At 68.3% G+C, this 25,511-nt stretch carries 24 protein-coding genes; 13 read left to right on the top strand and 11 right to left on the bottom strand.

Going from position 1 to position 25,511, the window contains the following annotated elements; all coding sequences use genetic code 11:
• Positions 1–14: 14 nt before the first annotated feature.
• Positions 15–734: a helix-turn-helix transcriptional regulator gene (locus tag AWC18_RS16130; protein WP_085139381.1), complete on the bottom strand. Its 720-nt coding sequence runs from the start codon at positions 732–734 to the stop codon at positions 15–17.
• 127 nt (positions 735–861) lie between these two features.
• On the opposite strand from AWC18_RS16130, the gene AWC18_RS16125 reads away from it, so the two are divergent.
• Both AWC18_RS16125 and AWC18_RS16120 read left to right on the top strand, forming a co-directional pair.
• The gene (locus AWC18_RS16125; RefSeq protein ID WP_085139380.1) at positions 862–2,265 is read left to right on the top strand and encodes an acyl-CoA synthetase; all 1,404 of its coding nucleotides are present in this window, start codon (positions 862–864) and stop codon (positions 2,263–2,265) included.
• Positions 2,266–2,303: 38 nt separating this feature from the next.
• Entirely contained in the window at positions 2,304–2,600 is a 297-nt protein-coding gene (locus AWC18_RS16120; RefSeq protein ID WP_085139379.1) for a hypothetical protein, read from the top strand.
• A gap of 3 nt (positions 2,601–2,603) precedes the next feature.
• On the opposite strand, the gene AWC18_RS16115 is transcribed toward AWC18_RS16120, so the two are convergent.
• On the bottom strand, positions 2,604–3,287 hold the full coding sequence (locus AWC18_RS16115) for a TetR/AcrR family transcriptional regulator (protein ID WP_064998952.1): 684 nt from the start codon (positions 3,285–3,287) through the stop codon (positions 2,604–2,606).
• A 117-nt stretch (positions 3,288–3,404) separates the two neighbouring features.
• On the opposite strand from AWC18_RS16115, the gene AWC18_RS16110 reads away from it, so the two are divergent.
• Positions 3,405–3,830, top strand: a complete 426-nt coding sequence (locus tag AWC18_RS16110) for an MmpS family transport accessory protein (RefSeq protein ID WP_064998953.1) — start codon at positions 3,405–3,407, stop codon at positions 3,828–3,830.
• The gene (locus AWC18_RS16105; RefSeq protein ID WP_085139378.1) at positions 3,827–6,730 is read left to right on the top strand and encodes an MMPL/RND family transporter; all 2,904 of its coding nucleotides are present in this window, start codon (positions 3,827–3,829) and stop codon (positions 6,728–6,730) included. Before AWC18_RS16110 ends, AWC18_RS16105 begins: the two co-directional genes overlap by 4 nt.
• Here AWC18_RS16105 and dapD read toward each other — a convergent pair.
• Positions 6,727–7,671, bottom strand: coding sequence for a 2,3,4,5-tetrahydropyridine-2,6-dicarboxylate N-succinyltransferase (gene dapD, locus AWC18_RS16100; protein ID WP_085139377.1), 945 nt, complete (start codon positions 7,669–7,671; stop codon positions 6,727–6,729). The two genes, AWC18_RS16105 and dapD, sit on opposite strands and share 4 nt — an antisense overlap.
• Before the next feature lie 131 nt (positions 7,672–7,802).
• Here dapD and dapE point away from each other — a divergent pair, with 131 nt between their 5' ends.
• On the top strand, positions 7,803–8,882 hold the full coding sequence (gene dapE / locus AWC18_RS16095) for a succinyl-diaminopimelate desuccinylase (protein WP_085139376.1): 1,080 nt from the start codon (positions 7,803–7,805) through the stop codon (positions 8,880–8,882).
• Here the strand turns inward: dapE and AWC18_RS16090 are convergent.
• Positions 8,872–10,902 (bottom strand): AAA family ATPase, encoded by a 2,031-nt coding sequence (locus AWC18_RS16090; RefSeq protein ID WP_085139375.1) that lies wholly within the window; start codon positions 10,900–10,902, stop codon positions 8,872–8,874. The genes dapE and AWC18_RS16090 overlap by 11 nt on opposite strands.
• Before the next feature lie 46 nt (positions 10,903–10,948).
• Between AWC18_RS16090 and log the strand changes: the two genes are divergently transcribed.
• Positions 10,949–11,512 (top strand): cytokinin riboside 5'-monophosphate phosphoribohydrolase, encoded by a 564-nt coding sequence (log, locus tag AWC18_RS16085; protein ID WP_064998958.1) that lies wholly within the window; start codon positions 10,949–10,951, stop codon positions 11,510–11,512.
• 32 nt (positions 11,513–11,544) lie between these two features.
• Positions 11,545–13,332 (top strand): long-chain-acyl-CoA synthetase FadD6, encoded by a 1,788-nt coding sequence (gene fadD6, locus AWC18_RS16080; RefSeq protein WP_064998959.1) that lies wholly within the window; start codon positions 11,545–11,547, stop codon positions 13,330–13,332.
• Between the two features lie 14 nt (positions 13,333–13,346).
• Here the strand turns inward: fadD6 and AWC18_RS16075 are convergent, their stop codons facing one another.
• On the bottom strand, positions 13,347–14,120 hold the full coding sequence (locus AWC18_RS16075; RefSeq protein WP_085139374.1) for a DUF2127 domain-containing protein: 774 nt from the start codon (positions 14,118–14,120) through the stop codon (positions 13,347–13,349).
• Between the two features lie 102 nt (positions 14,121–14,222).
• Here AWC18_RS16075 and folP point away from each other — a divergent pair, with 102 nt between their 5' ends.
• The 5 genes from folP to AWC18_RS16050 all read left to right on the top strand — a co-directional run bounded on the left by folP (position 14,223) and on the right by AWC18_RS16050 (position 17,283).
• A complete protein-coding gene (gene folP, locus AWC18_RS16070; RefSeq protein ID WP_234806559.1) occupies positions 14,223–15,047 on the top strand; it encodes a dihydropteroate synthase in 825 nt (274 codons plus the stop codon).
• Positions 15,044–15,991 carry a glucosyl-3-phosphoglycerate synthase gene (locus tag AWC18_RS16065; protein WP_085139372.1) on the top strand — a complete coding sequence of 316 codons (948 nt, stop codon included), beginning with the start codon at positions 15,044–15,046 and terminating at the stop codon, positions 15,989–15,991. The genes folP and AWC18_RS16065 overlap by 4 nt, the downstream gene beginning before the upstream one ends.
• 68 nt (positions 15,992–16,059) lie before the next feature.
• Positions 16,060–16,374: a DivIVA domain-containing protein gene (locus AWC18_RS16060; protein WP_085139371.1), complete on the top strand. Its 315-nt coding sequence runs from the start codon at positions 16,060–16,062 to the stop codon at positions 16,372–16,374.
• Positions 16,371–16,946, top strand: coding sequence for a DNA-3-methyladenine glycosylase I (locus AWC18_RS16055; RefSeq protein ID WP_085139370.1), 576 nt, complete (start codon positions 16,371–16,373; stop codon positions 16,944–16,946). Before AWC18_RS16060 ends, AWC18_RS16055 begins: the two co-directional genes overlap by 4 nt.
• Positions 16,947–17,112: 166 nt before the next feature.
• On the top strand, positions 17,113–17,283 hold the full coding sequence (locus tag AWC18_RS16050) for a DUF3117 domain-containing protein (protein WP_064998965.1): 171 nt from the start codon (positions 17,113–17,115) through the stop codon (positions 17,281–17,283).
• A gap of 55 nt (positions 17,284–17,338) precedes the next feature.
• On the opposite strand, the gene glgA is transcribed toward AWC18_RS16050, so the two are convergent.
• The gene (glgA, locus tag AWC18_RS16045; protein WP_085139369.1) at positions 17,339–18,499 is read right to left on the bottom strand and encodes a glycogen synthase; all 1,161 of its coding nucleotides are present in this window, start codon (positions 18,497–18,499) and stop codon (positions 17,339–17,341) included.
• Between the two features lie 129 nt (positions 18,500–18,628).
• On the opposite strand from glgA, the gene glgC reads away from it, so the two are divergent.
• Complete coding sequence (gene glgC / locus AWC18_RS16040) at positions 18,629–19,843, top strand: glucose-1-phosphate adenylyltransferase (protein WP_064998967.1); 1,215 nt, start codon at positions 18,629–18,631, stop codon at positions 19,841–19,843.
• Positions 19,844–19,957: 114 nt separating this feature from the next.
• Here the strand turns inward: glgC and AWC18_RS22380 are convergent, their stop codons facing one another.
• The 5 genes from AWC18_RS22380 to AWC18_RS16015 form a co-directional block, all read right to left on the bottom strand.
• The gene (locus AWC18_RS22380; RefSeq protein ID WP_085139368.1) at positions 19,958–21,334 is read right to left on the bottom strand and encodes a DUF2599 domain-containing protein; all 1,377 of its coding nucleotides are present in this window, start codon (positions 21,332–21,334) and stop codon (positions 19,958–19,960) included.
• Between the two features lie 95 nt (positions 21,335–21,429).
• Entirely contained in the window at positions 21,430–22,095 is a 666-nt protein-coding gene (locus AWC18_RS16030; RefSeq protein ID WP_064998986.1) for a methyltransferase family protein, read from the bottom strand.
• 19 nt (positions 22,096–22,114) lie between these two features.
• Positions 22,115–23,749 carry an ABC transporter permease gene (locus tag AWC18_RS16025; RefSeq protein WP_208858384.1) on the bottom strand — a complete coding sequence of 545 codons (1,635 nt, stop codon included), beginning with the start codon at positions 23,747–23,749 and terminating at the stop codon, positions 22,115–22,117.
• Positions 23,746–24,651, bottom strand: a complete 906-nt coding sequence (locus tag AWC18_RS16020) for an ABC transporter ATP-binding protein (protein WP_085139367.1) — start codon at positions 24,649–24,651, stop codon at positions 23,746–23,748. The genes AWC18_RS16025 and AWC18_RS16020 overlap by 4 nt, the downstream gene beginning before the upstream one ends.
• Positions 24,651–25,277, bottom strand: a complete 627-nt coding sequence (locus AWC18_RS16015) for a TetR/AcrR family transcriptional regulator (protein ID WP_085139366.1) — start codon at positions 25,275–25,277, stop codon at positions 24,651–24,653. Before AWC18_RS16015 ends, AWC18_RS16020 begins: the two co-directional genes overlap by 1 nt.
• Positions 25,278–25,511: the final 234 nt, after the last annotated feature.

Genomic DNA, 25,511 nt, shown 5'->3' with positions numbered 1-25,511 from the left:
ACCTCGCTGTCAGGTCAGCGGCCGGCCACCCGGGCGATGCACATCTCCGGCTCGACGAACGGTTCCAGCTCTGCGGTGCCGCCGGGACCATTCTCGGCGTTGAGCAACCCCCGCAACAGGCCCCGGTGCATGGCGCAGCTGACCTCTGGGTGCGCCCGCGCCATCTCGCGAACCGGGCAGGAATGCAGCAGGATCGTGCGCTGACCCTCGGCGCCGTCGGCCGGCGTGGTGAGTTCCGCGCCGAACCCCATCCGCGCGAAGATCCCCGCGATCCGGTCGGCGCACTCGTCGATGCCGGCGTCGGGGGTCGATCCGTTTCGTGTGGCGGGTCCCTCGGCGACGCCGTTGTCGGAGGCCAAGATTCGTTCGGCCCAGCGTTCGCCAGCCCGTTCGGCGCACTCCTGGCGCTCGGCGGCGGTCTCGCCGAGCTCCATCGCCAAGATCTCGGCCAGGCTGCGGTAATCCAGCCGGTCGCGCACCGCCACGTAACCGGTGCGTGGCCGCCCGACGCCGTCGCGCTTGATACGGGTCCGGGCGACCGCCCCGTCCTCACACAGGGCGTCGAGGTGGAACCGGACTGTGGTGACGTGCAGGTTCATCCGCTCGGCGAGTTCAGCCGCGTCGACTGCGCCATTGGCGGCGCCCACCAACCGCAGCACCCGCTCGCGCTGCTGATTGCGCGGCAACCGCTGACTGCGAGCGGTGCCGTGCCGGCGGATGGACTGGTCGTGCATGGAATGCCTCTCCTTGAAGAGCGCCCACCAATTTAAGGGAGCTGATTCGTTGATACCACTTGTGGCGGTCCGCCGCTGATCGGCAGGGCGGCCGGGCGTGCGCTCCCGACCGGGTAACGTCGCTCAGATGCTGCTGTCCTCGCTGGCTGCCGACGGCTCGAACGCCTCGGACCTCGCCGATGCGGTGCGCATCGACAACACCACACTGAGCCGTGCCGAGTTGAGTGCCGCGCCGGGAGCGGTGCTCGAAGATGTCGCCGGGGCGCCCGCGGTCGCGGTCTTGGCCACCCCGACCGCGCAGACGGTGCTGGCGGTCACCGGCTGTCTGCTCGCCGGGGTTCCGGTGGTGCCGGTTCCCGCCGACGTCGGGGTCGCAGAACGCCAGCACATCCTGCGTGACTCGGGTGCTCAGGCCTGGTTGGGGGAGCGGCCCGACGACCTCGCCGGCCTGCCGCACTTTGCGGCGCGCGCCGGATCGTCGTCCCGGGTTTCCGATGTGGATGACGAAGACACCGCCCTGATCATCTACACCTCCGGCACCACCGGCCCGCCCAAAGGTGTGCAGTTGAGCCGGCGGGCGCTGGCCGCCGACCTCGACGCGTTGGCCCAGGCCTGGCAGTGGAGTCCCGATGACGTGCTGGTGCACGGCTTGCCGATGTACCACGTGCACGGCCTGGTGTTGGGCCTGTTGGGCTCGTTGCGGGTGGGAAATCGTTTCGTGCACACCGGAAAGCCGACGCCGGAGGCGTATGCAGCCGCCGGCGGCACCATGTATTTCGGGGTCCCGACCGTGTGGTCACGGGTGGTGGCCGACTCCGCTGCCGCCGAGGCGCTGCGACCGGCGCGGCTGTTGGTCTCGGGCAGTGCGGCGCTGCCCGTTCCGGTGTTCGACGCCCTGGTCGCCCAGACCGGTCACGCTCCGATCGAGCGGTACGGCAGCACCGAATCGCTGATCACCGTGAGTACCCGAGTCGACGGCGAGCGCCGCCCGGGATGGGTGGGTCTGCCGTTGCAGGGGGTGCAGACCAAACTCGTCGGTGATGACGGGGGTCCGGTCCCGCACGACGGTGCGACGATCGGGCGGCTCGCGGTGCGCGGGCCCACGCTGTTCAACGGCTATCTCAATCGGCCCGACGCCACTGCCGAGGCGTTCGACGCCGATGGCTGGTACCGCACCGGGGATGTGGCGGTGATCGACGGCGACGGCATGCATCGGATCGTCGGCCGCGAATCGGTCGATCTGATCAAGTCCGGCGGCTTCCGAGTCGGGGCCGGGGAGATCGAGACGGCTCTGCTGGGCCATCCGACGGTCGCCGAAGTGGCCGTCGTCGGATTGCCCGATGAAGACCTGGGCCAGCGGATCGTCGCCTTCGTCGTCTCCTCAGCGGACGGACCTGCGCAGCCCCGTGAACTCATCGACTATGTCGCTCAACAGCTTTCCGCGCACAAGCGGCCTCGCGAGGTGCGGATTGTGGACGCCCTGCCGCGCAACGCGATGGGAAAGGTGCTCAAGAAGGCGCTGCTGACGTAGGCTCCGCTTGCGCGAATCGAAACCAGAAGGGTGGCCCTGTGAAGCCTCGGAAGCGATTCAGTCTCGCCGCCGTCACCGTCCTTGCCTGTGCCACGGCCCTTCTCGGTGGATGCTCGGCGGTGGACAAGGTCATCAACAAAGGTGGCGACACCACCTGCGGAGAGTTCAACGGCCACAGCGACGAGAAGCAGCGCTCCGAAGTGTCCAAGATGCTCAAGGACGCCAAGGGTGGCGAGCCGTCGAACCTGGAACTGTCGGGAACGCAGATCGCGGTCAGTGCGTACTGCAAGACGATCGGGAAAGACAGCGACAAGATCAGTAGGGCGATGCTGTAGCCCTCAGGGGCGACTGCGCTCCCCGCAGGGGCCGGCGGGTTCCCAGCTTCGCATCGCACACTGGACTTCGTCGTCATCGAGTGCGGCCACCGGCAACGGCAATTGATCAGGGCGGCAGCGCATTCCGTCGATGAGGATGGCCACGAAGCGGCGCCACAGGTCGGCATCGACATCGCCGGCGAACTCGCTCACCGTACCGGCCAGCAGCCCGAAGATCGGCAGGTCGGTGTCGGACAGTTCGGGGCGCAGGCGGCCGTCCTGGCGTGCTCGTTCGACGAGCCGCTTCTGAACGGGAATGAGCCGTTCCTGGGCGGCTGTCACGCGGTCGCCGCCGTATGACTTGCTGAAGGCGATCTCCCGCAGTCCGCGATCGGTGGCGGTGATCTCACACATCTGCTCGACGTACCACACGAAACCCTGCCAGGGGTCCGGTTGCTGCAGCGCGGTCTCCGCCAAGTCCGCCAGCTGGTTCAGGCCGTCTTCGAAGATCGCCTCGAGCAGCTCCTCCTTGGTGGCGAACCTGCGGTAGACGGTCCCGACTCCTACACCCGCGTGGTGTGCGACGTCGTTGAGGTTGGGCTCCAGCCCCTTGCTGGCGAACAGCTCGCGGGCCGCCTCCAGCACGCGTGCCCGGTTGCGCTCCGCATCCTTGCGCAGCCGGCGGCTGGTTGTCTCACTGGCGCTCACACCAGCCGAGTGTAATGCGCGCAACAGCCGAACCGGATTGACTTAATCCGTTTACAAAGTTAGCTTGGCTATCTGGAGTGGAGACGCCGGCCGGCCGGGCGTTGGGGAGGGCGGACGATGAAAAAGCTGATCAGCCGGATCTGGTTACCCGCTTTGATCGTGACGGCAGTCGGGGCGGGAGCCCTCACCGTCGCGCAGCTGCGCACCGTGTTCGGCGCGCATCCGGTCATGGTCACCGACTTGTCCTCGGACAACGCCGAGGACTTCAACCCGAAGTTCGTGACCTACGAGATCTTCGGTTCGGGCACCACGGCCGTCATCAATTACATGGACCTCGAAGGCAAGCCGCAGCGCGTCGCCGATGTGGCGCTGCCGTGGACGCTGACGCTGCAGACCACCCTGCCCTCGGTGATGCCCAACATCCTTGCCCAGGGCGACGGCGACAGCATCAGCTGCCGGGTGACCGTCGACGACGAGGTCAAACAGGAGAGGACGGCCACCGGAGTGAACGCCGAGACCTTCTGCTTTGTGAAGGCAGCATGACCACGCCCACGGATGCCGTGCGCACCGAGGCCCTTCCCGCTGCGCGGCACGGCGCCCGGCCGGGGATACCCCGATTCATCCGGACCTTCGCGGTGCCCATCATTCTGGGCTGGATCGCCCTGATCGCTGCGCTGAACGTCGTCGTCCCGCAGCTGGAGGAAGTCGGCAAGCTGCGCGCGGTGTCGATGAGTCCCAATGACGCGCCATCGATGATCGCGACCAAGCGAGTCGGAAAGGTGTTCGAAGAGTACGACACTTCGAGCTCGGTGATGATCGTGCTCGAAGGCGACGAGCCGCTGGGCGCGGCGGCGCACGAGTTCTATGACCGTATGGTGCGCGATCTGCGTGCCGACACCGCTCACGTGCAACACGTCCAAGACTTCTGGGGCGACACGCTGACCGCCAAGGGCGCCCAGAGCGCCGACGGCAAGGCCGCCTACGTTCAGGTCTACATCGCCGGCGACCAGGGGGAGACGCTGGCCAACGAATCGGTGGACGCGGTGCGCCAGATCGCATCCGAACTGCCGGCTCCCGCCGGTGTGAAGGCATATGTCACCGGTCCAGCGGCCACGAGTTCCGACCAGAATCACGTCGGCGACAAGAGCATGGAGACCATCGAACTGCTCACCTTTGCCGTCATCACGGTGATGTTGTTGGGCGTGTATCGATCGGTCATCACCACACTGATCGTGTTGCTGATGGTCGTGCTGGAGCTGTCGGCCGCCCGGGGAGTGGTGGCATTTCTGGGCTTTCACAACCTCTTCGGGCTGACCACCTTCGCGACCAACATGCTGGTGACCCTGGCCATCGCCGCCTCCACCGATTACGCGATCTTCCTGATCGGCCGATATCAGGAGGCGCGCAAGGCCGGCGAGGACCGAGAATCCGCCTACTACACCATGTTCCACGGCACCGCGCACGTGGTGTTGGCGTCCGGTCTGACCATCGCGGGGGCCACGTTCTGCCTGCACTTCACGCGACTGCCCTACTTCCAGACGATGGGCTTCCCGCTGTCGATCGGCATGGTGATCGTGGTCGCCGCGGCGTTGACCCTTGGGCCTGCCGTCATTTCGGTGTGCAGTCGCTTCGGTCGGGTGCTGGAGCCTAAGCGTGTCACCCGGTCAACCGGATGGCACCGGGTCGGTACCACCACTGTTCGCTGGCCCGGGGCGATCCTGGTGGCCGCGGTCGCGGCAGCCCTGATCGGGTTGCTCGCGCTGCCCGGGTACCACACGAGCTACAACGACCGGCTCTACCTGCCCGATGACGTCGCGGCGAATGTGGGCTACTCGGCGGCGTTTCGGCACTTCTCCCAGGCGAAGATGAACCCGGACCTGATGATGGTCGAAACCGATCGGGACCTGCGGAACCCGGCGGACTTCCTGGTGATCGACAAGATCGCCAAAGCTCTCAAGAATGTGCACGGGATCGCCCAGGTGCAGACCATCACTCGCCCGGACGGGGATCCGGTCAAACATTCGACGATTCCGTACACGCTCGGCCAGAGTGGTACGGCTGCGCTGATGAACAACGACTACATGCAGACCAACCTGGACAACCTGCTCAAGCAGGCCGACGACCTGCAGACCAGCATCGACTCGATGACCGAGATGATGAACATCCAGCAGGACCTGGCCGAGGTGTCGCAGCGGATGGCCGACAAGATGTCCACCACGGCATTCGACATCGGCGAAATGCGCAATCACATGGCTGATTTCGATGATTTCTTCCGGGTGTTCCGCAACTACTTCTACTGGGAGCCGCACTGCTTCGACATCCCCATCTGCTGGTCTTTGCGGTCGATCTTCGACGCCCTGGACGGCGTGGACACCATGTCTGGCGACTTCGATGAGATCGTGCCCGACATGCAACGCATGGCCGAGCTGATGCCGCGGATGGTCGCGGTGATGCCGGCGCAGATCCAGTCGATGAAGAACCAGAAGCAGACGTTGCTCAACCAGTACCAGGTGCAGAAGGCCCAGCAGGACCAGAACATGGCGATGCAGGCGAATTCCACGGCCATGGGAGAGGCGTTCGACGCCGCGAAGAACGACGACTCGTTCTACCTCCCCCCGGAGGCCTTCGACACCGCCGACTTCAAGCGCGGCATCAAGCTGTTCCTGTCGCCGGACGGCCATGCGGTGCGGTTCACCATCATTCACCAGGGCGACCCGTTGACGCCCGAGGGAATATCGCGCATCGAATCGCTCAAGGTCGCGGCGGCCGACGCGATCAAGGGCACACCGTTCGAGGGAGCCAGGATCTATCTCGGCGGCAGCGCAGCGATGTTCTACGACATGCAGCAGGGCGCCAACTACGACTTGCTGATCGTGGCGACGGCCGCACTGATCCTGATCTTCATCATCATGATGGTGCTGACCCGCGCCGTGGTCGCCGCGGCGGTGATCGTCGGCACGGTGGTGCTCAGTCTCGGCTCGGCGTTCGGCCTGTCAGTTCTGCTCTGGCAGCACATCGTGGGCATTCCGCTGCACTGGATGGTGCTGCCGATGTCGGTCATCGTGCTGCTCGCCGTCGGGGCGGATTACAACCTGCTGCTGGTCTCGCGGATCAAGGAGGAGATCCACGCGGGACTGCACACCGGGCTGATTCGCGCCATGGTCGGAACCGGTGCCGTGGTCACCGCCGCGGGTCTGGTGTTCGCCTTCACCATGGCCTCCATGGCAGTCAGCGCACTGATCGTGATCGGCCAGGTCGGCACCACCATCGGGCTGGGCCTGCTCTTCGACACCCTGATCGTCCGGTCCCTGATGACACCGTCGGTGGCGACCCTGCTGGGGCGCTGGTTCTGGTGGCCTCAGATCGTGCGCCCCCGGCCGGTTCCGCAGCCCTGGCCGCAACCGATCCGGCGGGACGCCGCCAAGGAGCAGGTGCTGGTCTAGTTGGCGTGCAGGTCCTCGTTCAGCGCGATGCCCTGGCCGTCACGGGCCACCACCTCCACCGCACCGGTCTGCGAGTTGCGGCGGAACAGCAGGTTGTTCCCGCCGGCCAGATCACGGGCCTTGGCCGTGGTGCCGTCGGGCAGGGTGACCTTGGTGCCGGCGGTGACGTACAGCCCGGCCTCGACCACGCAGTCGTCGCCCAGCGGGATGCCCAGTCCGGCGTTCGCGCCCAGCAGGCAGCGCTTGCCGATCGAAATCACCTGGGTGCCACCGCCGGACAGCGTTCCCATGATCGAGGCGCCGCCACCGACGTCGGAGCCGTCACCGACCACCACGCCGGCCGAGATGCGGCCTTCGACCATCGAGGCGCCCAGCGTGCCCGCGTTGAAGTTGACGAATCCTTCGTGCATGACCGTGGTGCCCGGCGCCAGGTGCGCGCCGAGGCGAACCCGGTCGGCGTCGGCGATGCGCACGCCGGAGGGCAGCACGTAGTCGACCATGCGGGGGAACTTGTCCACGCCGTAGACGGTCACCGGGCCGCGCCGGCGCAACCGGGCACGCGTCGACTCGAAGCCCTCGACGGCGCACGGACCGTAGTTGGTCCACACCACATTGGTCAGCACACCGAACAGTCCGCCGGCGTTGAGCCCGTGCGGCACCACCAGCCGATGCGACAGCAGGTGCAGGCGCAGGTAAGCGTCGTAGGCGTCGGCGGCGGTTTCGTCCAGCGACCCGATCACGGTGCGCACCGCGACGGTCTCGGTGCCACGGTCCTCGTCACGTCCGAGCAGCCCGGCCAGGTCGGCGGAGACGTCGTCCGCGCCAAGGCGGGTGGTTCCGGGCTCGCCCGAGCCGCCCAACTCCGGTGCGGGAAACCACGTGTCGAGAACGGATCCGTCTGCGGCCAGCGTCGCTACCCCGACGCCCCAAGCTCCAGTCACGCGGTCAGGCTACTTTCTTTCGCCGAACAGTCCCCCAGCGGGGGTGCCCCCAGCAAAAGCCCCCTGCGCGCCACAAAATTGGGCGCTTTCACGTCTGCTCGCCGGGGGACGCGACCCATTAGGCTGAGTCCGTGCTGGACCTGCGCTCTGACCCGATCGCCCTGACCGCGGCGCTGGTGGACATTCCCAGCGAGTCGCGTCACGAGGCCCGCATCGCCGACGAGGTCGAAGCCGCGCTGCGGGCCCAGACCTCCGGTTTCGAGATCATTCGCGACGGTGACGCGGTGCTGGCCCGCACCAATCTGGGCCGCCCGACCCGGGTTCTTTTGGCCGGGCATCTGGACACCGTCCCGGTGGCCGGCAACCTGCCCAGTCGGCGCACCACCACCAGCGACGAGGGCGACGTGCTGCACGGCTGCGGCACCGTCGACATGAAGTCCGGCGTCGCCGCATTCCTGCACCTGGCCGCCACCCTCACTGAACCCGCGCACGACCTGACGTGCGTGTTCTATGACTGCGAGGAGATCGAGGCGGCCGCCAACGGGCTGGGCCGCATCGAGCGCAACCTGCCGGACTGGCTGGCCGCCGACCTCGCCATCCTCGGCGAACCCACCGGCGGCTACATCGAGGCCGGGTGCCAGGGCACGCTGCGGGTGGTGATCAGCGCGGCGGGCACCCGGGCGCATTCGGCGCGGTCCTGGCTGGGCGACAACGCGATCCACAAACTGGGGGCGGTGCTGAACCGGCTGGCCGCCTACCAGCCGCGCAGCATCGACATCGACGGCTGTGTCTACCGCGAGGGTCTGTCGGCGGTGCGCATCGACGGCGGGGTGGCCGGCAACGTGATCCCCGACGCCGCGAGCGTGACCGTGAACTTCCGCTTCGCCCCGGACCGCACGCCGCATGAGGCGCTGATTCACGTGCAGGAGGTGTTTGACGGCCTGCACGTCGCGATCGAGCAGACCGACTCCGCCGCCGGCGCCCTGCCGGGGCTCACCGCGCCCGCCGCCGCCGCACTGGTGGCCGCCGCCGACGGACAGGTGCGGGCCAAGTACGGCTGGACCGACGTGTCCCGGTTCGCCGCCCGCGGCATCCCCGCCGTCAATTACGGGCCGGGCGATCCGAACCTGGCTCACAAAGTCGACGAGCGGGTGCCGGTCGAGCAGATCACCAGGGTGACCGAGCTGCTGCGCGGCTTCCTCAGCTCCTGAGCCGGTCCAGCGCGGTCCGGCCGAACGCGCAGTCGACCTGCTCGCACAGCCGGCTCAACGAGTCGACGGCCGGGGCATCGCCGAGTTGGGCGGCCACATCCCACGCCTGCAGCGCCACCGCCGACTGCCCCGAACGCTCGGCCATCCGGGCGGCCTCTCGGGCTGCGGCGATCGCTCCGTGCTGATCGCGCATGCCGGCCCGCTGCCAGGCCCGCGCCATGCCCAGCTCCGGTGCGAACAGCGCCGATTTGGTGCCATGCCGGGATTCGGCCCGGCTCAACGCCTTTGCCGCACCGGCGATGTCGGACTGACGGGCCAGCGCAGTGGCCAGCAGGGTCAGCGACAGCGGCCCCCAGGAATAGCCGGTGCGTTCCAGGGTGGCTGCGGCCGGCACCAGCAGCTTAGTCGCGGCGTCGTACTCCTGCGCGGCGATTCGTACCAGCGCCACCAGCACCTCGCCGATCGCCCGGCCGGGCTGGGACAGCTCGGCGAAATCGGTGAACTGCCAAGCCAGTTCACGCGCCTCGGCAAGACGGTCGGCCATCAGCAGTGTGGTGATCTCGGCGAGCCCGATGGTAAAGCGCAGCACGCCGGGATGCTCGGCGTCCAGTGCTCGGCGCGCCAGCGGGCCGACCTCGTCGAATCGGCCGGACCGCGCCGCACACAGGGCAGCGGCGCTGCCCGCCCAGGCCACCGCCATGTCGTCGGCGGCAGGATCGGCGAGCACCTGCGTGGCGGTTTGGACGGCGCGGCCGATGTTGCCGGCGTTCATCGCGAAGGTGGCGCCGAGCGCGTCCAGCGTGACGCGTGGGGTCGCGCCGGTCACCCGGCTGCGGGTGGCGGCCAGGAAGGCGGTGGCGCGTTCCGGCTCGCCCAGTGTGAAGAACTGGTTGGCGGCCCGCGGCAGTGCCCAAGCCATCAACTGGGGCTCACTGAGACTGGCCGGGTCGACCGCCGCCAGCACAGCGTCGGCGTCGCGCCCACGGCCCTGCCAGGCCAGCGCGTGCGCCAAGGCCAGGCGGGCCGCCAGTCCGTCCGACCGCTCCAGGGCGTGGCGAGCCAGTCGCTCTCCCAGTTGCAGATCGCCGAGCCGCAATGCCTGCTGAGCGGCGTCCACCACGTCTTCGGGGGGCTGCGGCGCGTCGCTGTCGGCGGCCAACGCCGCCAGCCGCAGCTGCTCGCCGACGTGCGCGCAGGGACGGGCCGCCAGCGCGCGGACGACTTCGGTGCGCCGGGCGCGCGCACCCTCGACCCCCAGCTGGCCGCGGGCTCGCTCGGCGAACAGCGGGTGAGCGGTGTAGACCACCGGATCCGGTTCGCGGCCACCGCGTGCGCGGGTTTCCACAGCGCCCAGCTCCTCGGCCCGGCGGACGGCATCGGCGCCGGTGAGGCCGATCAGGTCGACCAGCGCCAACGGCTCGAAGACGGCCAGGTAGTCCAGCACCGCGCGCGCGTCGGCCGGTAGCCCCGCCAAGAAGGCGTCCACGTCGCGGCCGGCCTCACCCGCCTGGTCCGGGGCGGTGATGTCGACGCGGGTCAGCAGATCGTCGCCCCAAAGCGCGGCGATCGGCGGTGGCGGAGCGGGGGAGCCGTCGGCGCGGCCGGTGACGATCACCCGGGCCGTCCCGGTCAGCGCCAGCTGGTAGACCAGCGTCGCCGACAAGATGTCGAGGAGATGGGCGTCGTCGACCACCAGCAGCAGATCGCCCCCCGCAGCGACCAACGAGGCGCGCGCCGCCCGCAGCAGCGCGGCCGGCTTTCCGATGTCGGCCACCGCAACCAGATGGCTGAAGGCGCCGAACGGCACCTCGCGCTCGGCGGGGGTGCCGATCACCCAGCACACTCGGGTGCTGCGATGGCGCTCGGCGTGCTCCTCAGCCGCGCGCCGGGCAAGCGTGGACTTGCCGCACCCGTCGGGGCCCAGCACCACCGCCCCGGCTCGGGGTCCGTCTGGCTCCAGCGCTGCGGTGAGCTGATGCAACGCCGCCGAATGCTCGGGAACATTCCACCGGATCGGCACCGCCGAGAGTTTACGGTCTGCGCCAACGGCCCGATAGCCTTTCGGTGTGCGGTCGAGCGAATGGGCGGTCTGTGTCTACTGCGCGTCGGGCCCCAGCGATCCGGCGCTGCTGGCGCTGGCCGCCAAGGTCGGTGCGGCGATCGCTGACCGGGGTTGGACCTTGGTGTGGGGCGGCGGCAACATCTCGGCGATGGGCGCGCTGGCGGTGGCCGCGCGCGAGCGCGGCGGCCACACCGTCGGGGTGATCCCCAAGGCGCTGCTGCACCGCGAGGTGGCCGATGTCGACGCCGACGAGCTGATCGTCACCGACACCATGCGCGCGCGCAAGCAGGTGATGGATGAGCGCGCCGACGCATTCCTGACCCTGCCCGGCGGGATCGGCACGCTGGAAGAGTTGTTCGAAACCTGGACCGGTGGGTATCTGGGCATGCATGACAAAGAGGTGGTGTTGCTCGACCCCGACGGCCACTACGAAGGGCTGTGGACGTGGTTGTCGGGGCTTATCGACACCGGATACGTGTCGCGGCGCGCGATGGACCGCCTGCTGGTGTTCGACGACATGGAAGCGGCGCTGGACGCCTGTTCACCCGGTACCGCCGGTACCGATTAAGCTCTCGATTTTCGGCGAAATGAGGCGATAACGTGTCCGACCACGAATCCGGCGCCGTCACCCAGGTGGGCCTGGTCGACGTTCTAGCCCGTGCCCCCCGCCTGTTGGCCGACGGGCCGACCATCTTGCGCGGACTGTGGACCGGACTACGGGCCCGCCCCACCTCCAAGGCCTCGATCGGCAAGGTCTTCCAAGACCGCGCGGCCCAAGTCGGCGACCGCGTCTTCATCCGATTCGGCGACCAGCGACTGACCTACCGCGAATCCAACGAGACCGTCAACCGCTACGCCGCCGTGCTCGCCGCCCGCGGCGTCGGCCACGGCGATGTGGTCGGGATCATGCTGCGCAACTCCCCGGACGCGGTGCTGATGATGCTGGCCGTCGCCAAATGCGGTGCGGTGGCCGGCATGCTCAACTACCACCAGCGCGGCGACGTACTGGCCCACAGCCTGGGCGTGCTGGGCGCGAAGCTGCTGGTTGCCGAATCCGATCTGGTCGATGCGGTCAAGGAGTGCGGCAGTGCCGACTCGCCGATGACCATCGAGGAGTTCCGTCGGCTGGCCGCCACCGCACCGGACGGCAACCCCGCCTCGGTCAACGCGGTGCTGGCCAAGGACACCGCGTTCTACATCTTCACCTCCGGCACCACCGGCTACCCCAAAGCCAGTGTGATGACGCACTATCGGTGGCTGCGCGCCCTGGCGACATTCGGTGGCATCGGGCTGCGGCTGCGCGGCAGCGACACGCTCTACTGCTGCCTGCCGCTCTACCACAACAACGCGCTGACGGTCGCGGTGTCATCGGTGCTCAACGCCGGTGCCACGCTGGCCCTGGGCAAGTCGTTCTCGGCCACGCGGTTCTGGGACGAGGTGATCGCCGCGGACGCCACGGCGTTCGTCTACATCGGCGAGCTGTGCCGCTATCTGCTCAACCAGCCGCCCAAGCCCACCGATCGCGCGCACAAGGTGCGGGTGATCGCCGGCAACGGGCTGCGGCCGGAGATCTGGGACGAGTTCACGCAGCGGTTCGGCATCAAGCGGGTCTGCGAGTTCTATGCCGCCAGCGAGAGCAACAGCGCCTTCCTCAATGTGTTCAACGTGCCGCGCAGCACCGGCGTCTATCCACTGCCGCTGGCCTACGTGCAGTACGACCCCGACACCGGCCTGCCGCTGCGCGGCGAGGACGGCTGGGTGCAGCGGGTGCCGGCCGGCCAGCCCGGACTGTTGCTGAGCCCGGTCAACCGGTTCTCCCCGTTCGACGGCTACACCGACCCGGAGGCCAACGAGAAGAAGCTGGTGCGCAACGCCTTCCGCGACGGCGACTGCTGGTTCAACACCGGCGACCTGATGCGCCCGCAGGGCATGGGGCACGCCGCATTCGTCGACCGGCTCGGCGACACCTTCCGGTGGAAGGGCGAGAACGTCGCCACCACGCAGGTCGAGGCCGCGTTGAGCGTCGATGACGCGGTCGAGGAGTGCGCCGTCTACGGGGTTGAGGTGCCCGGGACCGGCGGCCGCGCCGGGATGGCCGCGATCAAACTGCGCGACGGTGCGACGTTCGACGGGCAGGGGCTGGCCGCAGCGGCGTTCGACCAGCTGCCCTCTTATGCCGTGCCGTTGTTCGTGCGGGTGGTGCCGTCGATGGCCCACACCACCACGTTCAAGAGCCGCAAGGTGGAGCTGCGCGAGCAGGGCTACGGCGGTGGTGGCGCGGTCATCGAGGACCCGCTGTATGTGCTGGCCGGCCGCGGCGAGGGCTACGTGCCCTACTACGCCGAATACCCCGGCGAGGTGGCCGCCGGCAAGCGTCCGCAGGGCTAGTAGGGCCAGCTCGGCTACGAGGCTGCGCCGGCGTCGGCCAGGCTCGCCCGTTCGACGCTGAGCAGGCTCGCGGTCTCGTGTGCCGCTCGGTGTGCCGCGGCGCCGCCGTTCAGCCCGAACAGCCGTTTGCTCCACAGCAGCCAGGCCACGGCGGCCACATTGATCGTCAGCGCGACCACGCGAAGAACCGTGACCTTCTCGGACAGCTCGTAGATTTCCAGTGGGAGAAAGGCGCTGGTGGCCACGACCGCGAAGTATTCGCCCCACCGCTGCATCAGCCACAACCCGACCGCCTCGACAAGCTCGATCGTCGCATAGGCCGCCAGCGCCACCGCTATCCACAGCAGCGTCGACGATGACAGGGCGAACACCTCGGCGAGGTGCCGAATCACCTTCGAGTTTTCCGGATCCCAACCGATCTGATCCGCCAGGGGCTGCAGCAACGGCAAATCTTGCTCGAAGGCGACTTGCAGGCGTTCACGTGATCCACTGACCTTGACGACCCCCGCGGCCACCACGAAGAAGATCAGGCAGCGAACCGCGCGATCTAGCGCAAGTGCTCGCATCAGGATCCGGTCGCGCAGCATCGGACCACGGGGAATCTCCGGTGCAGTGTCAGCCGGGCCGCTGCCGCGGGGAGCCCCCACCACGAAGGTCTCGCAGCGCAGACACCGCCATGCCTCGCCCACGGGCGTATCGGCCCGCAATCGCGCGCGAAGTTCCGGCTCGTCGGGAGCGAACGTCGCGTGCCCACGCAGACCGCACGAGATGAGCGCAAAATCCACCATGTGAGCACGGTAGTGTCCTGGGTCCGGTAGGCCACCAGGCACCATAGACAGGTGCAGTCCCAATTCTGTGGCCGTCCGGTGGCCGGTGATCGAGCGCTGATCATGGCGATCATCAACCGCACCCCGGACTCGTTCTACGACGCGGGCGCCACGTTCTCAGACGAGGCGGCCAAGTCCGCCGTGCACCGGGCCGTGGCCGACGGTGCCGATGTCATCGACGTCGGCGGTGTCAAGGCGGGACCTGGAGAGACCGTCGACGCCGACACCGAGACCGCTCGGGTGGTGCCGTTCATCGAGTGGCTGCGCAGCGCCTATCCCGATCAGTTGATCAGCGTGGACACCTGGCGTGCCGAGGTCGCCAAACGCGCCTGCGCCGCCGGCGCCGACCTGATCAACGACACCTGGGCCGGGATCGACCCGGAACTGCCGGCGGTGGCCGCCGAGTTCGGGGCGGGGTTGGTGTGCTCACACACCGGGGGCGCCAAACCGCGCACCCGCCCGTTCCGGGTGAGCTATGGCACCAGCGTCGACGGGGTGGTGAAAGCGGTGATCAGCGAGGTCACCGCCGCCGCCGAGCGAGCAGTGGCGGCCGGGGTGGCCCGGGACCGGGTGCTGATCGATCCCACCCATGATTTCGGCAAGAACACCTTCCACGGGCTAGCGTTGTTGCGACACACCGAGGATTTGGTCGGTACCGGATGGCCGGTGCTGATGGCGCTCTCCAACAAAGACTTCATCGGGGAGACTCTTGGTGTGGGTCTTACCGAACGGCTGGATGGAACATTGGCGGCCACCGCGTTGGCGGCGGCCGCCGGAGCCCGGATGTTTCGGGTCCACGAGGTCGGGCCGACCCGGCGAGTGCTGGAGATGGTGGCATCGATCCAGGGCGTGCGGGCCCCGACCCGCACAGTAAGGGGATTGGCATGACCGACCTGGTCGCGGCGCCGGGCGACACCCGGCTGTCCGGGCGTACCTGGACCCGGCCGCCGTGGACGGTGGAGGAGCTGCTGGCGGCCAAGGCCAGGACCGGTCGCAGCATCTCTGTGGTGCTGCCTGCGCTGAACGAGCAGGCGACCATCGAATCGGTCATCGACAGCATCACGCCGCTCGTCGACAACCTGGTGGACGAGCTGATTGTGCTGGACTCCGGCTCCACCGACGACACCGAGATCCGCTCGATCGCGGCCGGGGCGCGCGTCGTCAGCCGCGAACAGGCCGTCCCGGAGGTGCCCCCGCAGCCCGGTAAGGGCGAAGCCCTGTGGCGCTCGCTGGCGGCCACCAGCGGCGACATCGTGGTGTTCATCGACTCCGATCTGATCGACCCCGACCCGATGTTCGTGCCCAACCTGGTCGGGCCCCTGCTGACCGGGGACGGCGTCCACCTCGTCAAGGGCTTCTACCGGCGGCCGTTGAAGGTCAACGGCACCGAGGAACCCACCGGCGGTGGGCGGGTCACCGAGCTGGTGGCACGGCCGCTGTTGACGGCGCTGCGCCCCGACCTGGGTGCGGTGATCCAGCCGTTGGGCGGTGAGTACGCGGGCAGTCGGGAACTGTTGGAATCGGTGCCGTTCGCGCCCGGCTACGGGGTGGAGATCGGGCTGTTGATCGACACCTATGACCGGCTGGGGCTGGAGGCGATCGCCCAGGTCAATCTGGGCGTGCGGGCCCACCGCAATCGTCCGTTGGCCGAGTTGGCCCTGATGAGCCGCCAAGTCGTCGCCACCTTGCTGTCGCGGTGCGGTGTCCCGGATTCCGGGGTGGGCCTGACCCAGTTCGTGGCCGACGGCCCCGACGGCATGGACTACCTGCCGCGCACCACGCCCTTGTCGCTGATCGACCGGCCACCCATGAACACCCTGCGCCAACGCTGACCCACCGATCCGGTATTGATGGGCCGGGGGCTGACAGCTCGCGCGCAAAATGAGGCACTATCGAAGCCGTGACACTGGTCTTGCTGTATCTCGTTGTGCTTGTGCTCACCGCATTGCTGCTGTTCGGGGTGGCCAGCACGCTGTTCGGGCGGGGCGAGCAGCTGCCGCCGTTGCCGCGGGCGACGACGGCGACCATGCTGCCGGCGTCCGGGGTCACCGGCGCGGATGTCGAGGCGGTCAAGTTCTCCCAGGTGCTGCGCGGCTACCACACCGGTGAGGTCGACTGGGTCCTCGAGCGCCTCGGTGCCGAGCTCGACTCACTGCGCGGCCAGCTTGCCGCGGCGCAGGCGGCCGCGGCGAGCGCCGCGGCGGAGACACGGTGAGCAGCGCGCCCGACGATGGTCAGATCCGCTGCGGTTGGGTCGACAGCGCGTCGGAGCTGTACCGCGACTACCACGATCAGGAGTGGGGCCGTCCGCTGCGCGATTCGACCGCACTGTTCGAGCGGATCAGCTTGGAAGCCTTCCAGAGCGGGCTGTCGTGGCTGGTGATACTGCGTAAGCGGGAGAACTTCCGGCGTGCGTTCGCCGACTTCGACGTGGAAACCGTCGCCCGGTTCACCGAAGCCGACGTGGCCCGGCTGATGGCCGACGCCGGCATCGTGCGTAACCGCGCCAAGATCGAGGCGACGATCTGCAACGCCCGAGCGACTATCGACCTGGGTTCCACCGACTTGGCGGAGCTGTTGTGGTCGTTCGCCCCGCCGCCGCGTCCGCGCCCGGTGGACCTGTCGGCAATTCCGGCCGTCACGCCGGAGTCGACGGCAATGGCGCGTGAATTGAAGCGTCGCGGATTTCGCTTCGTGGGGCCCACGACCGCGTATGCGTTGATGCAGGCCACGGGCATGGTTGACGATCACATCCAGGCATGTTGGGTGCCGCCGTCAACCGCCTAGATCGACTAAGATGCAGTACGGAATCGGGTCTTGTGCACGCGCCGTCTCCAATAGGGGAGAATGGTGGAGTGAATTTGCAGTTCGATGCCGGACGCTGCGCCTGCCGTGCACACCCGGCGCAGATCATGGGCACGGCCTGCGGGCTGGTACCTGGAGGGAGCACTCGATGGCGGCGATGAAGCCCCGGACCGGCGACGGTCCGTTGGAAGCGACCAAAGAGGGGCGAGGCATCGTTATGCGAGTACCGCTTGAGGGCGGTGGACGACTGGTCGTCGAGTTGACTCCCGATGAGGCCGCCGCGCTCGGCGACGAACTCAAGGCCGTCACCAGCGGCTAAGGCGATCCCCGGCGCGGCTGAGCCGGGCGAGGCGGGTCGCTAGGGCCTCATCGTGCTAGTGGCTTGCCTGTCGGTAGACCGCCAAGGTCTGCTCGGCCACTCGTGCCCAGGAGAAGACCTCTTCGCAGCGACGCCGACCGGCGTCGCCGTAACGCTGCGCACGGGCCGGGTCGGCGATCAGCACATTGACGGCTTCGGCGAGTTCGGCGTGATAGCGGTCCGGGTCGGCGGCGTCGTAATGGACCAGGGTGCCGGTCTCGCCGTCGGTGACCACCTCCGGGATACCGCCGACGTCGGAGGCCACTACAGCGGTGCCGCAGGCCATCGCCTCCAGATTGACGATGCCCAACGGCTCGTAGACCGACGGGCAGACAAAAACCGTTGCCGCCGACAGTAGTTCGCGGATCTTGCGAGCCGGAAGCGTCTCCTGGATCCAGAACACCCCGCTGCGGGCGGCGGCCAGATCGGCCACTGCAGCACTGACCTCATCGGCGATCTCTGGTGTGTCAGGAGCGCCGGCGCACAGCACCAATTGCGCATCCGGGTGAAACCGGTGCGCCGCGGCCACCAGATGAGCCACCCCCTTCTGCCGGGTGATCCGCCCGACGAAGACCACCGTCGGCCGGTCTGGATCGACGCCGAGTTCGGCGGGCATCGAATCCGGCCCCGCCGGCTGCGGACACCAGACCGCGGTGTCGATGCCGCTGTAGATCACGTGTACGCGGTCCGGCCGCAGCTCCGGGTAGACCCGCAGCAGATCGTCGCGCATCGCCGAGCTGACCGCGATGACCGCGTCCGCGGCGATCGTCGCCTCCCTTTCGGCCCACGACGACACCCGGTAGCCGCCGCCCAGCTGTTCGGCCTTCCAGGGGCGCAGGGGCTCGAGCGAATGGGCGGTCAGCACATGCGGGATGTCGTACAGCAACGCCGCCAGCCGGCCCGCCAGGGCGGTGTACCAGGTGTGGGAGTGTGCGACATCGGCTGCGCTGACGGCGTCGACCATCGTCAGGTCGGCCGACAAGGTGCCGAGCGCCGGATTGGCGTCGCGCAGCGCAGGATCGGGCTGATGGGCGTGCGCACCCGGCCGGGGTGCGCCCATGCAGTGCACGTCGACGTGGCACAACCGTCGCAGCGCCTCAACCAGGTTGGTGACGTGGACGCCTGCGCCACCGTAGATCTCGGGAGGGTATTCCCGCGTCAGCATTGCCACCCGCATAACCGGCACGGTAGCGGGCGCCCATCAGCGGCCGTGCAGCGGCTCGGTCGGTGATTTTTTTGTAAAGAACATTCGGCAAACGTGTGGTCAACGTGGCAGGCGTTCGACCTGGCCGTTAGGTTTGTGACCATGAGGGAAGCGCCGCATGTGCTGGGTATCGTCCTGGCCGGTGGGGAGGGCAAGCGGCTGCATCCGCTGACCCTGGACCGAGCCAAGCCGGCGGTGCCTTTCGGGGGCGCCTACCGGCTGATCGACTTCGTGCTGTCGAATCTGGTCAATGCGCGCTACCTGCGGATTTGTGTTCTGACACAGTACAAGTCGCATTCGCTGGACCGGCACATCTCGCAGAACTGGCGGTTGAGCGGCCTGGCGGGGGAGTACATCACCCCGGTCCCCGCCCAGCAGCGCCTCGGCCCGCGTTGGTACACCGGATCCGCCGATGCCATTTATCAGTCGCTCAACCTGATCTATGACGAGGATCCGGACTACATCGTGGTCTTCGGAGCTGACCACGTGTACCGGATGGACCCGGAACAGATGGTGCGCTTCCACATCGAAAGCGGGGCCGGGGCGACGGTGGCCGGCGTGCGGGTGCCACGCGCCGAGGCGTCCTCGTTCGGTTGCATCGATGCCGACGACTCCGGACGGGTCCGCAGTTTCGTGGAGAAGCCGGCGAACCCGCCGGGCACCCCAAACGATCCGAACAGCACCTATGTGTCGATGGGCAATTACGTCTTCACCACCAAGGTGCTCATCGATGCGATCCGCGCCGACGCCGACGATGATCACTCCGACCACGACATGGGTGGTGACATCATGCCGCGCCTGGTGGCCGACGGCATGGCCGCTGTCTACGACTTCTCCGATAACGAGGTGCCCGGCGCCACCGAGCGCGACCGCGGCTACTGGCGTGACGTCGGAACCCTGGACGCGTTCTACGACGCTCACATGGATCTGGTGTCATCTCACCCGGTGTTCAACCTGTACAACAACCGCTGGCCGATTCACAGTGCGACCGAGAATCTGGCCCCGGCGAAGTTCGTCAACGGGGGCTCGGCGCAGGAGTCGGTGGTGGGTGCCGGCAGCGTGATCTCGGCGGGCTCGGTGCGCAACTCGGTGCTGTCGTCGAATGTGGTGATCGACGACGGCGCGATCGTGGAGGACAGCGTGATCATGCCCGGGGCTCGGGTGGGACGCGGCGCGGTGGTGCGGCACGCAATCCTTGACAAGAACGTCGTGGTCAGCCCCGGCGAGATGATCGGTGTCGACTTGGAGAAGGACCGGGAGCGGTTCTCCATCAGCGCCGGTGGTGTGGTGGCCGTCGGCAAGAACGTGTGGATCTAGCGGCGATCGCAAGCGCGGCGGAGCCGGGCGCTGCGGGTCGCCGCCATGAGGTCAGCGGCGATCGCAAGCGCGGCGGAGCCGGGCGCTGCGGGTCGCCGCCATGAGACCAGCGGCCTAGAACGGTTCTTCGGCGCCGCCGGGGTTGCAGCCATAGGCGAGCAGGTCCAGCGAGCTCACGTCCGGCCGCCACGGCTCCAAATTCCAACTGGTCTTGCCGGGTTGGATGAATTCGACGAACTGCCAGTGGCACAGGAACTGTGCGCGCATGCCGGCGTTGTTGGCCTCCGGGTTGCGTTTGACGACCTCCGCCCAGGCCTGCTCGCCCTGGCGCAGGGTGCCGGTCTGGCCCGCCTCGGTTCGGGCCGTCTCCGTCGGGTAGACACGCAGGCTGGTGCCGCCGTCGTAGGTCACCCACTGCGTGTTGGCGACGTAGGGGGCCGCGCTGATGCCCGCGGCGCCCAGGAAGCCCCCGGCACCGCCCAGGCCACCCGCACCGCCGGTGCCGCCGAGACCGCCGTCGCCGCCGCGGCCGAACAAGAGGCCGCCTGCGCCGCCTGCGCCGCCGTCGCCGCCGTTGTCGGCGTCGCCCTCACCTCCGCCGCCGCCGTCGCCGCCGCGGCCCATCCACCAGGCGCCGGTGCCGCCCACTCCGCCGGTGCCGCCGAAGTCGCCCTCAATGCCGATGCCCCCGTCGCCGCCGGTACCGCCGGTGCCCAGCAGCATGCCGAGGCCCACGCCACCGGTACCGCCGGCCGCGCCTGCGCCGCCGTCGCCGCCCGCACCGCCCACACCCATGAACCAGCCGCCGGCCCCGCCGTCGCCGCCTGCGAATCCATCAGCGCCCAACCCACCGGCGCCACCGTTGCCGAAGAAGCCCGCGTCGCCGCCGGCGCCACCGATGCCGTCGATGCCGTCGATACCGGCTCCGCCGTCGCCGAAGAGGAACCCGCCGTCACCGGCGTCACCGAACCAGCCCAACTGACCGAACAGGCTGGCGTTGATGCCGTCGAACCCGTCGATGCCGTTGCCGATCAGATCGCGACCGAACAGCGTGGCAAACGGTGCATTGAGCAGCTCGAGGCTGAGCTCACCCAACGGGCTGGAGATCCACTGCTGCAATCCGGCGTGCAGGGGTGCGTAGATGAACTCGTTGATCCACTCGGCGGTGTCGACGGACTGGTTCGGGCCCGGCAAGGCCAGCACCGCGTCGATGATATCGGAGAACAGTTTGTTGGTGGCCGGATCCAGCCCGTCTGTGAAGGATTGGACCAGCGCCATCAGGCTGCCGAGGTCGAGCCCGGCCGCGGCAGGGCCGACGTCCTCCACCGGCACCGCGGCATCCATCAGCCAGTCCCAGTCCCAGTCCGCCTGTGCCGGGGCGGCGGCCAGCATCGGGGTGATGCCGACCACCAGCGCGCCTGCTGCGGCTGCGGCTGCCCGGGTGGGCAAGAGGGTGCCGCTCCAGCTGCCGCCTCCGACGCGTCCGCGCATGGCCACCGACCTCCCTGATCCCGCTAACAGCTTGAACTCAGGGAACTATAAGTCAATTACGTGGCCCGCGCTCTCGGAGCGAACCGGCGACGGTCTCACCACACGTAGGGCAGCAGGCGATAGCGCACCCGCTCGGTGTAGTCGCGGTATCCGCTGAGCTCTCGGGTCAGCAGCTTTTCCTCGTCGACGATTCGCGCCACCAGCAGCATCAGACCGGGGACCAGGAAGAGCAGTCCCCACAACGAGCCGAGCGCGAGCGGGACGCCGACCATCAAAAAGACGTTGCCGGCGTACATCGGGTGACGCACCAGCCCGTACAGGCCGGTCGAGACCAGCGTCTGGCCGGCTTCGACTGTGACGGTGGCGGCCGCATAGCCGTTCTGGATGACCACCACCATGGCGATCACCAGTCCGATCGCCACCAGCACATCGCCGACCAGACAGACCGGCGTCGGCACCGTCGACCATCCCAGCCGGTGGTCCAGGGCGCTGACGACGAACATGGCCGGAAAGCAGATGAACATGGCCGTGATGACGATCCGCTGCAGCGGACGCGTTTCGGCCAGCGGTCCGACGCGCATCCGGCGCTCCAGTGCGGCCGGATTGGTCCGGATCAGGTACATGGTCGGAATCCAGGTGGACAGGGCGAATACCGCGATGAAGACCCAGGCCTGCCAGTAGTGCAGCGTGCCGGCGGGCACAAACAGCAACAGAGCGAAGGCAATCAGGCCCAAGGACGCTGAAAGCAAGCTCTTGCCCATCGCTGTCACGTCGTCCTCCTCACGTCGTGAGATCTCTGCGGCGAAAAGCCTGCACGCCCAGGGTGATCAGAGCGGCGTCGATGATCAACAGCACGATCAACGGGCCGACACGGAAGGTGCCGTCTGTGACCACCGGAACGTGAGCGAATGGTTCGAGATCGAGCACCCACTGGGGCAGGCCGGCGACGGAGCCGAGCAGAAACAGCGCGACGAACCCGGTCAGCACCGCCCACGCTGCGGGTGCGAGTCTCGGTGCGAGCCCGAACAGGGCGACCGCTCCGGCCGCGGGTAACCAGGCCGCCGGCAGTTGCACGGCTGCACTCCCCACCACCGCGGGCAACCGCCCGATGTCGCCGGCCGCGGCGCCGTAGACGATGCCGGCGGCCAGCCCGGCGACGAGCATCGCCAGCGCCGACCCCGCCAAAGCGGCCGCCAGATGACTGGCCAGCCAACGGTTCCGCGACAACGCCCCGGCGAGCAGCGTCTCGGCACGAGCCGAGGTCTCCTCCTGATGCAGCCGCAGCACCAGCGACACCGCGAAAGCGGCGGCGACCATGCCCAGCATGCTGAAGGCCACCGCAATGAATGCATGCTCCAGTACCGCCGTGCCGCCGAGCCGGATCACGATGTCGCGGGCGCGCTCGCTGCCCACCTCATCGCCGATACCGTGCGCCACGCTGCCGACCAGCAGCCCGTAGAACACCAGGCCCGTCGTCCACAACAGCAGCGCCCCGCGGTCGAGTCGCCACGCCAGCCCGAACGCACCGCCCAGCGTCGGGGCCGCCCGGCGCGGACCCGGACGGTCGGCCAGCAGCCCAGCGCCGACATCACGCCGGGCCGCAAGGCGATAGGCCAGCCAGATGAGCGCTGCCGTCGTCGCCAGGTGCAGCAACAGCACCCACCAGCGGTCACCGGCGTAGGGCCGGACCTGCAGCGACCAGCCCAGCGGTGACAGCCACGACAGCGCGCCCGATCCCGCATCGCCGATGGCACGCAACGTGAAAGCGCCGGCCAGCACGCCGAACGCGGCGCCGCGGGCGAACCGGGCGCTGGGGGACAGCTGGGCGGCAACCGCGGCCACGGCGGTGAACACCAGCCCGGAGTAGGCCAGCGCCGCTCCGAACGCCCACGATCCGGCGGCCGGCACCCCGGTGGTCAACAGCCCCGCCGTTCCGATCGCACCGGTGGCCACCGATGCGCCCGCCGCCAACAGCAGCGCGGCGGTCAGCCCGGCGTGACGGCCGACCGCGGTGGAGTCGATCAACTCGGCGCGGCCGGTTTCCTCGTCGGCGCGGGTGTGCCGGATGACGGTCAGAATCACCGCCACCGCGATGAGCAGGTGGAACATCCCCGCCTTCCACAGGCCTACCGCGCCGAGCGAGTCGTTGTAGACCTGGCCGTACATCGCCCGTTGCGCTGGGCTGGCCATGATGGTTGCGGCCAGACCGGCGCGGTCGGCGGCGGTGGGATAGATCGCCTGGATGCTTGCGATGTAGACGCTGGCCAGCGGCAGCGACAACAGCAGCACCCACAGCGGCGCCACGATGCGGTCGCGGCGCATATACAGGCGCAGCAAACCCAGTGTGCCAACGAGATTCGATCCGCCCCAGCGGTGGCGCGGTGGTGCGGGCCGGAAGGCGGTGGTGGCGGTCATGCCCGGACCGTGTCGTAGTGGCGCAAGAACAGTTCTTCCAGCGTCGGCGGTTGGCTGGTGAGGCTGCGCACGCCGGCTGCCCCGAGCACCGCGATGAGCTCAGCCAGGCTGGCGCTATCGACCTGCGCATGCAACACGGTGCCGGTGTAGCGCACATCCGCGACGCCCGGAATACGGGTCAGATCACCGGGATCGCGCATCAGGTCGGCCTGAATCGAGGTACGGCGCAGGTGTCGCAGCGAGTCCAGCGAACCGCTCTCGACTACGCGCCCGGACCGGATGATCGTCACCCGCTGGCACAGCTTCTCGGTCTCGGCCAAGATGTGGCTGGAGAGCAGAACGGTGGCGCCGCGCCGGCTCGCCTCGCCGACGCACTGCTGGAACACGTTTTCCATCAAGGGATCCAGCCCGCTGCTGGGCTCGTCGAGTACGAGTAGCCGGGCGTGCGAGGAGAACGCGGAGATCAGCGAGACCTTCTGGCGGTTGCCCTTGGAATAGGTGCGGGCCTTCTTGCTGGGGTCCAGGTCGAAGCGTTCGATCAACTCGTCGCGGCGCCGCTCGTCGATGCCGCCGCGCATTCGCGCCAACAGGTCGATGATCTCGCCGCCGGTCAGTGACGGCCACAGGGTGACATCGCCGGGCACGTAGGCGATTTCGCGGTGCAGCTCCACAGCGTCGGTCCAGGGATCACCGCCGAGCAGCCGCACGGTCCCGCTGTCGGCCTTCACCAGGCCCAGCAGGATCCGGATCGTGGTGGATTTGCCGGCGCCGTTGGGACCGAGAAAGCCGTGCACCTCGCCGCCGTAGACGGTCAGATCCAGTCCGTCGAGCGCCTTGACCTGACCGAAGCTCTTCTGAAGTCCCCGGATTTCTATTGCCGGCCAACGGTTGTCAGGTCGCATCAGTTCCCCCCCTGTTCGCGCGCCAGAAATGCGTCGTACATGGTGCGGTCGGTCATCAGCCCCTCGCTGTACAGTTCGAGCGCGGGGAGGACCATGTCGCGGGCGTAGTCGCGCAACACGGCGCGCAGATCGGTCGGGTTCTCGTGCATCTGCAGATAGAGCAGGAATCCGCCACCGTTGTTGATGGCCAGGAAGCGGGCCCGGGCCTTCGGGTCGCGGCTGGGTTTGAGGGTGCCGGCGCGTACGCCCTCGTCCAGGTAGCCTTCGGCGTCGTCGATCATCTTGCGCCACAACGTGGTCGCCAGGCCGCTGCCGGCCTGCATGCTGCGGACCACGTAGGCCATGATCGGCGCATAGGACTCGATTTCGGCCATCGCGGCGAACCAGGTGCTCGGGTCGGCCGAGCGCATCGCCTCCGACTTGCCGCTGCGGATCTCTTCGGCGACGAAATCGTCGCAGGCCCTGCGCAGCCCTTCCTTGGAGCCGAAGTGGTGGATGACCAGGGCCGCGCTGACTCCGGCGGCCTCGGCGATGGCCCGGACGCTCACGCTGAACCCGTGCCGCCCGAACTGGTCGAGGGCCGCATCGCGGATTTTCGCTGTAGCCGTCAAGTCGGCTGAACGCATGTTCAATATGCTAAACGCGTGTTCAGTCGGGTGTCAAGGCTTCACCATCCGCGCGAGACCATCCGCGCGAGGGTGCATTGCTCCTATGTCAAGCGGCGGTGTGGAGGTCGTTGGTTGGTGGGGTGGTTCGGGCTGCTTCGTCGGTGTGGAGGCGGTGTGGGCTTGACCCCATTGGGTGGACACTCGGTCAGGCGGCTTGTGCCGTCTGAGTGATCCGGTTCTCGTACTCGACCG

The organism is Mycolicibacter nonchromogenicus, from assembly GCF_002101775.1.
GTDB classification, from domain to species: domain Bacteria; phylum Actinomycetota; class Actinomycetes; order Mycobacteriales; family Mycobacteriaceae; genus Mycobacterium; species Mycobacterium nonchromogenicum.
This window is presented reverse-complemented; position numbering and strand designations above follow the sequence as displayed.

Excerpts from the sequence above, each read along its gene's own strand:
- AWC18_RS16130 (WP_085139381.1), bottom strand. The coding sequence starts at position 734 with ATGCACGACCAGTCCATCCGCCGGCACGGCACCGCTCGCAGTCAGCGG.
- AWC18_RS16125 (WP_085139380.1), top strand. The coding sequence starts at position 862 with ATGCTGCTGTCCTCGCTGGCTGCCGACGGCTCGAACGCCTCGGACCTC.
- AWC18_RS16110 (WP_064998953.1), top strand. The coding sequence starts at position 3,405 with ATGAAAAAGCTGATCAGCCGGATCTGGTTACCCGCTTTGATCGTGACG.
- AWC18_RS16105 (WP_085139378.1), top strand. The coding sequence starts at position 3,827 with ATGACCACGCCCACGGATGCCGTGCGCACCGAGGCCCTTCCCGCTGCG.
- AWC18_RS16075 (WP_085139374.1), bottom strand. The coding sequence starts at position 14,120 with ATGGTGGATTTTGCGCTCATCTCGTGCGGTCTGCGTGGGCACGCGACG.
- folP (WP_234806559.1), top strand. The coding sequence starts at position 14,223 with ATGGCGATCATCAACCGCACCCCGGACTCGTTCTACGACGCGGGCGCC.
- AWC18_RS16065 (WP_085139372.1), top strand. The coding sequence starts at position 15,044 with ATGACCGACCTGGTCGCGGCGCCGGGCGACACCCGGCTGTCCGGGCGT.
- AWC18_RS16050 (WP_064998965.1), top strand. The coding sequence starts at position 17,113 with ATGGCGGCGATGAAGCCCCGGACCGGCGACGGTCCGTTGGAAGCGACC.
- glgA (WP_085139369.1), bottom strand. The coding sequence starts at position 18,499 with ATGCGGGTGGCAATGCTGACGCGGGAATACCCTCCCGAGATCTACGGT.
- glgC (WP_064998967.1), top strand. The coding sequence starts at position 18,629 with ATGAGGGAAGCGCCGCATGTGCTGGGTATCGTCCTGGCCGGTGGGGAG.
- AWC18_RS22380 (WP_085139368.1), bottom strand. The coding sequence starts at position 21,334 with ATGCGCGGACGCGTCGGAGGCGGCAGCTGGAGCGGCACCCTCTTGCCC.
- AWC18_RS16030 (WP_064998986.1), bottom strand. The coding sequence starts at position 22,095 with ATGGGCAAGAGCTTGCTTTCAGCGTCCTTGGGCCTGATTGCCTTCGCT.
- AWC18_RS16025 (WP_208858384.1), bottom strand. The coding sequence starts at position 23,749 with ATGACCGCCACCACCGCCTTCCGGCCCGCACCACCGCGCCACCGCTGG.
- AWC18_RS16020 (WP_085139367.1), bottom strand. The coding sequence starts at position 24,651 with ATGCGACCTGACAACCGTTGGCCGGCAATAGAAATCCGGGGACTTCAG.
- AWC18_RS16015 (WP_085139366.1), bottom strand. The coding sequence starts at position 25,277 with ATGCGTTCAGCCGACTTGACGGCTACAGCGAAAATCCGCGATGCGGCC.